Source organism: Bifidobacterium sp. UBA744 (genome assembly GCA_002298605.1).
GTDB lineage: Bacteria > Actinomycetota > Actinomycetes > Actinomycetales > Bifidobacteriaceae > Bifidobacterium.
On the sequence record DBKS01000025.1, the window covers coordinates 2,827 to 11,518 of the forward strand.

An 8,692-nucleotide genomic window follows, 5' to 3' on the forward strand; every position below is an offset into this window, starting at 1 on the left:
CCGGCGGTCATGAGCAGCGGGGCGGTTTCGCCGATAACTCGCGCGATGGCGAGGATCGCGCCGGACACGATGCCCGGCAATGCGGTGCGCAGCACGATCTTGGTGATGGTCCGCTGCTTGGTCACACCCAGCGCGTACGAGGCCTCACGCAGATCGTTCGGCACGATCTTGAGCATTTCCTCACTGGTTTTGACCACGGTCGGCATCATCAGCAGCGACAGGGCCACGGAACCTTCGAAACCGTTGATTGTGCCCGGCCCGCCGATGATGGTGAACATCGAGAACGCGAACAGGCCGGCGACGATGGACGGGATGCCGCTCATCACGTCGACGAGCAGGGAGATCGCCTTGGCGAGCTTGCCACGGTTGGAGTATTCCACCAGGTAGACCGCGCACAGCAGGCCGATCGGGATGGAGATGACCATGGCGCCCGCAGTGATTTCCAGCGTTCCGATGATGGCGTGGAGCACGCCGCCGTAGCCGCCGGACGCGGTTGGCTTGCCGCCTGAAACGCCTTTCATGTTGTGGGTCAGGAAATCGATGTTCAGGCGCTGCACGCCGTCCGCGATAGTGGTCCACAGCACGGAGATCAACGGGATCAGTGCGATCAGGAAGGCGATGGAGATCAGCACCTTCATGAACAGGTCCTTGCGCTTGCGCGCTTGGGTGAAGGAGCGGGTCGGCTTGAATTTGTCGAAGTCGATGACGGGGGCGCCGTTCATCGAACCATGTGCCGCAGGCGCGGCATTCGGGGTTTGCACTGCGTCAGTCATCACGCACCTGCCTTATCGGTGATCTTGCGGGCGACGTAGTTCACGATGAAGGTAATTATGAACAGCACCAGACCGGTGCCGATCAGCACCGACACGCCAAGATCGTCGGCCTCGGGGTACTGGGCGGCGATATTCGCGGCGATCGTCTGATTCTGCGACGCCTGCAACAGTTTGAACGAGTAGCCGAGGCCCGGGGAGAGGATCATCAAGACGGCCATCGTCTCGCCAAGTGCGCGGCCGAGGCCGAGCATGGAGGCGGACACGATGCCGGATTTGCCGAACGGCAGCACGGCGAGTTTGATCATTTCCCACTTGGTGGCGCCAAGTGCCAGAGCGGCTTCCTGCTGCAGGCGCGGGGTCTGCAGGAAGATGTCGCGGGACACCGAGGTGATGATCGGCAGGATCATCACGGCAAGCACCACGGCCACGGTTGCGACGGTACGCGGCGGGTTGGCGGCCGGACCGGAGAAGATGGGGATCCACCCAAGGTAGGTGGACACCCAGTTCCAGAACGGGTAGATGGCTGGAACCAGAATGATGCCGCCCCACAGACCGTAGATGACGGAGGGGATGGCGGCGAGCAGGTCGACGACGGTGCTCAGCGCGGTGGCGAGCTTCTTCGGCGCGTAGTGCGAGATGAACAGCGCGATGCCGATGGAGATGAAGAAGGCCAGCAGCAGGGCGAGCGCCGCGACGAGGATGGTGCCGAAGACCAGCGGACCGACGTACTGCCAGAAGTTGGTCGCCTTGCCACCGGTCAGGGTCTCGATGGTTGCGGAATTCTTGGTCTGGTCGCCACCGATGAGTGGCCAGGCCCGGTACAGCAGAAATAGTGTCACCGCACCAAGGGCCACGAGAATCATGATGCCGCAGGCGTAAGCGATGACTTTGAAGACCTTATCGGCGGTCTTGCCGGTCACCGGCTCAACAGCGGCCTTGTCTTGCGAACTCACGGGTTCTCCTTATGAAGGGGCTTTGGATGGGGCCTGTACAGCTAACTTACAGCTTCAGCATAGAGCGGCAAAACCGCAGTGCCTGATTGAAGGTGCCAACCAAGCGCTGCGGCTCTGCATGTCATGTTGCTGTGAAGTTATTGCAAGTCACTGCTTGGCGAACGAGGCCCGAGTGACTTACTTGATGGCTTCGATGGACTTGGTGACCTTGGCGCGCAGGTCGTCGGAGATCGGGGCGGAGCCGGCGTCGGAGGCGGCGGCTTCCTGACCTTCCTTGGAGGTGACGTAGGTCAGCCAGGCCTTGACGAACTTGGCGGTGTTGGCGTCGGAGTAGGCCGGGCAAGCGATGTCGTAGGACACCAGGATGACCGGGTAGGCGTCGGATTCGGTGGTGGTGCGGTTGATGTTGATGACCACGCGGTTGTCGCCCTTCACGTCAGCCTGCTTGGAGACGTCGAGGGTCTTGGCCGCGGCGCCTTCCTGGTTGTAGGCCACGTACTTCTCGCCGACCTTGACGGCGATGGTGCCGAGGGAGCCAACGGCGGAGCCGTCGGCGTAGCCGATAGTGCCGTCGGCCTGCTTGACGGTGTTCACCACGCCATCGGTGCCCTTGGCGGCCTGACCGACTTCGTTCGGCCAGTTCTCGCCGACTTCGTAGTTCCAGTTGTCCTTACCGCCGGCCTTCTGCACGTAGTCGAGGAAGTTCTTGGTGGTGCCGGACTTGTCGGAGCGGTGCACGACGGTGATCGCGGTGTCGGGCAGGGTGACGTCCTTGTTCTGATCGGCGATGGCCGGATCGTTCCACTTGGTGATCTTGCCGTCGAAGATCTTGGCGATGGTGGCGGCGTCGAGGTTCAGGGTCTTGCCCTGGCCGGAGATGCCGTTGAGGTTGAAGATCACGGCGATCGGGGAGACGTAGACCGGCACGTCGAAGGCGGTGGTGCCGTTGGCGCAGGCCTTGTCGGAGGACTGGGAGACCTGGTCGTCGGTCAGGGAGGCGTCGGAGCCGGCCCATGCGGCGGAGCCCTGCAGGAAGGCGGTCACGCCGGCGCCGGAGCCGGACGGATCGTAGCCGATCTTGGCGTCGGGGTTCTTCTCCTGGAAGCCGTTGATCCAGGTCTGCACGGCGGTCTTCTGGGAGGAGGCGCCCTTGCCCTGGAACTCGCCGGAGATGGCGTCGGCGGCGGCCGAGCTGGAGTTGGAAGCATTGGTGGTGCTGGCGGAAGTGTTGTCACCGCAAGCGGCCAGGGACGCCATGGCGGCGATGCTGGCGAGCGCTGCGATGGAACGAGTCACATTGTTACGCATTTGGTTCTTTCCCTCTATCTGATATTCGGCGGCAACCCTGTGAGGACCTGCCGCACCTCGTGACATATCCCAGCGTAGAGGTGGCCGAGCGGGTTGGAACCCAAAAATGGTGAACGGAAGATGAACTCTTTTTGATAACTTCTCGCCGCTTCCCCTCCGAGAAGACTACGTAGATTGCTCGGTGGATTGCTCGGTAGACTATTCGCCTTCGCCCGCGGCCGCCCGGTTACTCGGCACTCGGCTCGTCGATCTTGTATCCGAGGCCACGCACGGTGGTCAGATACTTCGGATGCGCCGGATCCTCCTCGATTTTGGATCGCACGCGCTTGACGTGCACATCAAGCGTTTTGGTGTCGCCTACGTAATCGGAACCCCAGATACGATCGATGAGCTGGTGACGCGTCATCACGCGGCCCTTGTTCTGCATCAGGTATTCGAGCAGCTCGAATTCCTTCAGTGGGAAGAACACGTTGTCGCCGCGCACCGTCACCTGGTGCTGCCCCACCAGCATGGAGATGTCGCCGCACTGCAGCGGTACGTCCTCGTCGGCCGAGGCGGGACCGAGCGTACCACCCTGGTTGCGCCGCAGCACCGCACGGATGCGGGCCAGCAGCTCGCGGAAGGAGTACGGCTTGGTCACGTAGTCGTCCGCGCCGATTTCCAAGCCCACCACCTTGTCGATTTCAGTCGACTTGGCCGTCAGCATGATGATCGGCACGCGACTCTGCTCACGGATGCGGCGGCACAGCGACGTTCCGTCGATGCCCGGCAGCATGAGGTCAAGCAGGACCAGGTCCACGCCGCCTTTGGTGAACAGCTCCAATCCTTCTTCGCCGGTTTCCGCGGCGGAAACCTCGAATCCCTCACGATGCAGCTGATAGACCAGCGGCTCACGGTATGATTCCTCATCCTCAACCACCAAAATACGAGTCATGCGCGCAGCACGCTCCTTCCGCTCTCCCGCCGACATCATATGCGGCGTCTTACTCGCCCCGAGCCCCCTGTTCGAGGCCCCTCTTGTGCGCCGCCGGCCTATCCACCGCCAATCGGACTCGTCCAGTTGCAAACCTTCGGATTCCTCAGATTCCTCAGGCTCCTCAGTTTCCGAAACCACCTGGTGAGACGCTTGCGAACGGTCGGCGTTCACATATCCGTCATCCATCATACCCACTTGAGACACCGTCACTTCACACCCTGTTATCCCTTGTGGCACAAGGGATTTCAATTACATAGACAGCCACAAGCATACGTAGTTTACGGACAACACGACGCCATCGTCGCAGCGACCTCAGGCCGCTTCGGACTCCGGCAGCGAAATCGTGAAGGTAGACCCCTCGCCTTCGTGGGACCATACGGAAATCGTGCCGCCGCACTCCTGCACGCAATGCTTGACGATCGACAGCCCCAGCCCGGTACCGCCCGTGGCCCTCGAGCGCGCCGGATCCACCCGGTAGAACCGTTCGAAAATGCGTCCCAGACTGTCGGCGGGGATGCCGATGCCCTGATCCACCACGCGAATCTTCACCTGGCCGTTCTCCACGCTCACGCCGACGCTGACCTTGGTACGCTCGGGCGAATACCGAATCGCGTTCTCCACCAGGTTCTTGATGGACGTACGCAGCGATTCCTCATCCACAAACACCATCGCATCGCCGACCCGCTCGCCGCGCTGCGCGGCATCGGCCGCCGTCAGCGCCACGCTGGTCCCGTTGAAGGAAATGCCGATGCCGATATGCTTCGCCTGCGCCTGCACGATATTTTCCTGCACGGCCTCGCGAACCACCGCAATTGCGGACACATTCGTGGCGGAGAAATTCATCGCCGGATTCTGCGCGCGCTGCAAATCAATCAAACGCTTGACCATCTCGGTGAGCCGTTCGGATTCCTTGGTGATGCGACCGGCAAAATAGCGCACCATTTTCGGATCGTCCGCGGCGTCATTAATCGTTTCGGCAAGCAGGCTAATGGCACCGGCCGGCGTTTTGAGCTCATGCGATACATTGGTGACAAAATCGCGCCGCATCGCCTCGAAGCGCCGTTGTTCCGACACATCTTCAATCAGCACCACATACAGCAACTCCGTGATGCGACCGGCGCGAATCCGCACCTGCATCGTGTCGGACGGCACGGCATCGCCGGCCTGAATGCCACGACCCGAACCGTCGTCACGCGGCCTTACGCCAGCAGGATAATTAATCGGAATGTCAACCTCACGCTGACGAATCTCACCGTCTTTTGCAACCTGCGTAATGATGTCCTCAATATCACGGGACGCCAGCCAGCCGCCCTGCACTATGCCCATTCGCCGCGCACCCGGCGAATAGTAGCGCACCGATCCGTGAATATCGGAGATCACCACCGCGCTTGGCATTACCTCGATCAGGCCGCGCTCCGCCTCCCGCACCGGCACATCGTCGCCGAACAGCGAGGCCTCGTCCTCATGGCTGCGCCGATGACCGCGCTCACGTTCCTCCTCGCGCGCCGAGCCGATGCGCATGCCCATCACGACAAGCGCAACAGCCACCAGCGCCACGACGACTATCACACTGATCATTCCAGCCGGATCAGATGCGTCAATGAGCGTGTCCATGCTAGCCTCCGAATCGCCATCGTCGATGGTCTGGACCTGCGGCCATGTTTACCTTCGCACGCCGACAAGTTCATGGCGCCGCACGGAAAAACCGCATATAATCCGTGTAATAGCCCGTCATAACGGCGCATATATTTTACAGTGTCATCGCCTATAAAGAATCCCTCCGCCACGCATAATAGTCAGCGGGAAATCCATAGGATGCATAGGTAAAAAAATCAGTAAAAATCGGTTACACTGGTACGGCATATCAACAAAAAACACTAAGGAGATTTGCATATGTCATCTCTGCTTCGCGGTTTTAACGAAGTCAGCCTCACCGTTCCACCCACCAAAGCGACGTTGACCGTCACCGATTCCGCGATTCGCTTCAATAAAGGTGTTGCCGCCATACTCGATTACGCACCGTATGCCAAGGTGCTCATCAATTCCAAAACCAAGCAGATCGCCATCAGCCCGGCCGAAAAAAACGAGGACTCCGCTGTGAAATTCTCTCGCCCAGCCGAGAAGCAGACGGCGTCGATCACCGTCAAGGATCCGGTGCTCCACGCCGCCCTGCTGGAATATCTGCCTCTTCCCGAAGCCCCGGAGGGAGAGGTCTCCTTCCAGACCATCGAGGGAACCGTATACCCCGACGACAAGATTGTGATCTTCAACGTGGCCGACGCCGTCACCGGCACCTCCAAGCGCCGCGGCCGCAGGAAGGCCCAGTGACACTGGAAACCCCAGTGACGCAGCAGGCCCAGTGACAAAGGCGGTCGGTCTCGAACCGGCCGTCTGAACACGGCGGCTGCACCCCATCCCGGTTCCCGCATTTTTGCACTTTTGCGAAAACCGGACACCGACGGAGATCATGGACACCCGTATATTATTCGATCACATGCATGGCCGCCGTGATCACCCCCCCCCAAAAAAAAATAATGATGGCCTGCGGCAATCGGAGCACTACTTGATTCGCCACAGGCCATCGTCTGCATTCAGGGATCGCATTCAGTTATCGGGCCAATTATCGGATGGGCCGATCAGCTGTCGGGCCGACCCCATCCCGGCTCACTCGGACGGCACCTCGCCTTCCTGCGCGTGGTCGAACTGCGGCTTGTTGGAGCCGTCGAACACATAGACGCCGACGTTTGCGGAGCTTGGATCGTTGTTCTTGTTGAACGGACCGATGCCGGTCAGGCCGGAGTACTGAATATCCTTGCCGGACTTGATAAGCGCCACGCAATCCTTGAAGCTGGTGCATTTCTCGCCGCCGTTCGAGCCTGAAACCGCGGCCATGTTCTTCTGAATGGTCTCGCCGTCGGCGGAACCGCCCTTCTCGGCAGCAAGCGCCGCCAGAATAATGCCGTCATAGGTTTCGGCGCCATAGGTGAAGGTCGTGATGTTCTGGCCATAGGCCTCAACCAGCTTCTTCTGGAGGTCGTCGGAGGCCATCACGCCCGGGATCGTGCCCTTGGATCCGGTCAGCAGACCGGCATCGAAGTCGGCGGAGTAGTCGGCGGTGTTGCCGTCGACGAAGTAGAGCTTCTTGGTGTCCACGCCGGCCGAGGCAAGGGCCTTGATCAGCGACTTGGTCTGGTCGAAGGCCACGATGGCCACGGCGTCCGGGTTGGACGCCTTGATGGCGGTGGCGATCGACGAGAAGTCCGTCTCGGTGGGATCGAAGGCGTCCTTTTCGCCATAGACGATGTTCACGCCGCCGTCCTTGGCCGATTTGACGATCGTGTCGCGCAGGCCGGTGCCGTATTCGTCGTTAAACACCGCGACGGCCAGATTCTTCACGCCATCCTGCGCGATGACCTGTCCCAGTACGGCGCCCTGCACGGAGTCCGGCGGCACGGTGCGGAAGAAATACGGGCTCAGGCCGGAGAAGTCCGACGAGGTGGCGCCCATGGACAGCATGGGGATCTTGGCGGACGTGATGGTCTTGTACGTGTTCTTCACCACGGAGCTCGCGGCCGGGCCAATGATGAAGGACGGGTTCTTGCTCATCACGGACTGCGTGGCGGAGGTGTTCTGGTCGGCGTGATCGGCGTCGGAGGTATCGGCGTCGACGGTGGTGATCGGATTACCCAGCACGCCGCCTGCGTCGTTGATATCCTGGACGGCCAGTTTTTCGGCGGCCACCTCCGGCGGTGCCAAATAGGCAAGCGAACCGGTTTGCGGCCACAAACCGCCCAAGACGAAATTGGTTGTCTTCGACGCACTGGCGGAACCGGAGGCTGAGGACGAACCGGACGAACCGGAACCGCATCCGGCGAGCGCCATCACCGCGGCAGCGGCCGCAGCGGTGATCGTTACCATTATCTTGCTGGATTTCATGGTGTTGCTTCCTCTCTAGTAGGCCGGTCGCGCCGGGGAATCGAGCAGGGGAATCGTGCTCGCGGTGCGGAACCGATCTTGGTTCATGACCATAAACAGCGCAATTAACGTTCTCGTATGACTTGTGTTTCGCACCAATTTCACCGGTAATCACTTCGAAACACAAGGCGCTTCAATTGCAGCATTGCAAGCTTTTTTTGATCGCGGGAACCATTACCAGACATGCCGAAGTGCGGCGTGCGAGGGCACCGTCCACCTCTCGCACACCGCACTTGCGACAACAACCGACGCAGCTCGGCCAGCTGCGGCCAAGCAGGACGCGAAAGTCCGTCAAAGAGTGAAACAGCCTAATAAAGCAGTCTGGATCCAGGCTGCTATCGTCCTTCCTCCTTGACCTCCTCCTCAAGGTTGCCCAGATACAGGCTGATCACCTTGGGGTCTTCCAACAGATCGCGGCCACGACCGGAATAGGCGTTGCGTCCTTGGTCGAGCACATAGCCGCGATCGCAGATCTGCAGGCATCGACGGGCGTTCTGCTCAACGATGATCACCGAGACGCCAGCCTTGTTGACCTGCCGGACGCGGATGAAGGTTTCGTCCTGCAGCATCGGCGACAGGCCCGCGGAGGGCTCATCAAGCAGCAGCACCGACGGGTTCATCATCAGAGCCCGGGCCATGGCCACCATCTGTCGTTCGCCTCCCGAAAGCGACCCGGCCAGCTGGTCGCGGCGCTCCCCCAGCCGCGG

Annotated in this window: 8 protein-coding genes; 1 reads left to right on the forward strand and 7 read right to left on the reverse strand. The window is 60.7% G+C overall.

Translation table 11 applies throughout. The features are described 5' to 3' along the window. The 5 genes from pstA to B2994_RS02685 form a co-directional block, all read right to left on the reverse strand. Positions 1 to 722: phosphate ABC transporter permease PstA (gene pstA, locus B2994_RS02665; protein WP_291526860.1), on the reverse strand; the 722-nt coding region annotated here is incomplete at its 3' end. A gap of 50 nt (positions 723 to 772) precedes the next feature. Beyond that, positions 773 to 1,726, reverse strand: a complete 954-nt coding sequence (gene pstC / locus B2994_RS02670) for a phosphate ABC transporter permease subunit PstC (protein ID WP_291526850.1) — start codon at positions 1,724 to 1,726, stop codon at positions 773 to 775. Positions 1,727 to 1,903: 177 nt separating this feature from the next. Beyond that, positions 1,904 to 3,034 carry a phosphate ABC transporter substrate-binding protein PstS gene (gene pstS / locus B2994_RS02675; RefSeq protein WP_291526851.1) on the reverse strand — a complete coding sequence of 377 codons (1,131 nt, stop codon included), beginning with the start codon at positions 3,032 to 3,034 and terminating at the stop codon, positions 1,904 to 1,906. A 226-nt stretch (positions 3,035 to 3,260) separates the two neighbouring features. Beyond that, positions 3,261 to 3,968, reverse strand: a complete 708-nt coding sequence (locus B2994_RS02680; protein WP_291526852.1) for a response regulator transcription factor — start codon at positions 3,966 to 3,968, stop codon at positions 3,261 to 3,263. Positions 3,969 to 4,322: 354 nt separating this feature from the next. Then, positions 4,323 to 5,588 carry a sensor histidine kinase gene (locus B2994_RS02685; RefSeq protein ID WP_414630625.1) on the reverse strand — a complete coding sequence of 422 codons (1,266 nt, stop codon included), beginning with the start codon at positions 5,586 to 5,588 and terminating at the stop codon, positions 4,323 to 4,325. A gap of 315 nt (positions 5,589 to 5,903) precedes the next feature. Between B2994_RS02685 and B2994_RS02690 the strand changes: the two genes are divergently transcribed. Continuing rightward, positions 5,904 to 6,338 (forward strand): hypothetical protein, encoded by a 435-nt coding sequence (locus tag B2994_RS02690; RefSeq protein ID WP_291526854.1) that lies wholly within the window; start codon positions 5,904 to 5,906, stop codon positions 6,336 to 6,338. Positions 6,339 to 6,674: 336 nt separating this feature from the next. On the opposite strand, the gene B2994_RS02695 is transcribed toward B2994_RS02690, so the two are convergent. Together B2994_RS02695 and B2994_RS02700 are read right to left on the reverse strand one after the other, a co-directional pair. After that, entirely contained in the window at positions 6,675 to 7,946 is a 1,272-nt protein-coding gene (locus B2994_RS02695; protein ID WP_291526855.1) for an ABC transporter substrate-binding protein, read from the reverse strand. Positions 7,947 to 8,320: 374 nt separating this feature from the next. Next, positions 8,321 to 8,692 (reverse strand): ATP-binding cassette domain-containing protein (locus B2994_RS02700; RefSeq protein ID WP_291526856.1); only part of this gene is annotated, 372 nt, incomplete at its 5' end.

Bases quoted from the DNA above. Each gene is read 5' to 3' on its own strand.
- pstS (WP_291526851.1), bottom strand. From the start codon at position 3,034: ATGCGTAACAATGTGACTCGTTCCATCGCAGCGCTCGCCAGCATCGCC.
- B2994_RS02680 (WP_291526852.1), bottom strand. From the start codon at position 3,968: ATGACTCGTATTTTGGTGGTTGAGGATGAGGAATCATACCGTGAGCCG.
- B2994_RS02685 (WP_414630625.1), bottom strand. From the start codon at position 5,588: ATGATCAGTGTGATAGTCGTCGTGGCGCTGGTGGCTGTTGCGCTTGTC.
- B2994_RS02690 (WP_291526854.1), top strand. From the start codon at position 5,904: ATGTCATCTCTGCTTCGCGGTTTTAACGAAGTCAGCCTCACCGTTCCA.
- B2994_RS02695 (WP_291526855.1), bottom strand. From the start codon at position 7,946: ATGAAATCCAGCAAGATAATGGTAACGATCACCGCTGCGGCCGCTGCC.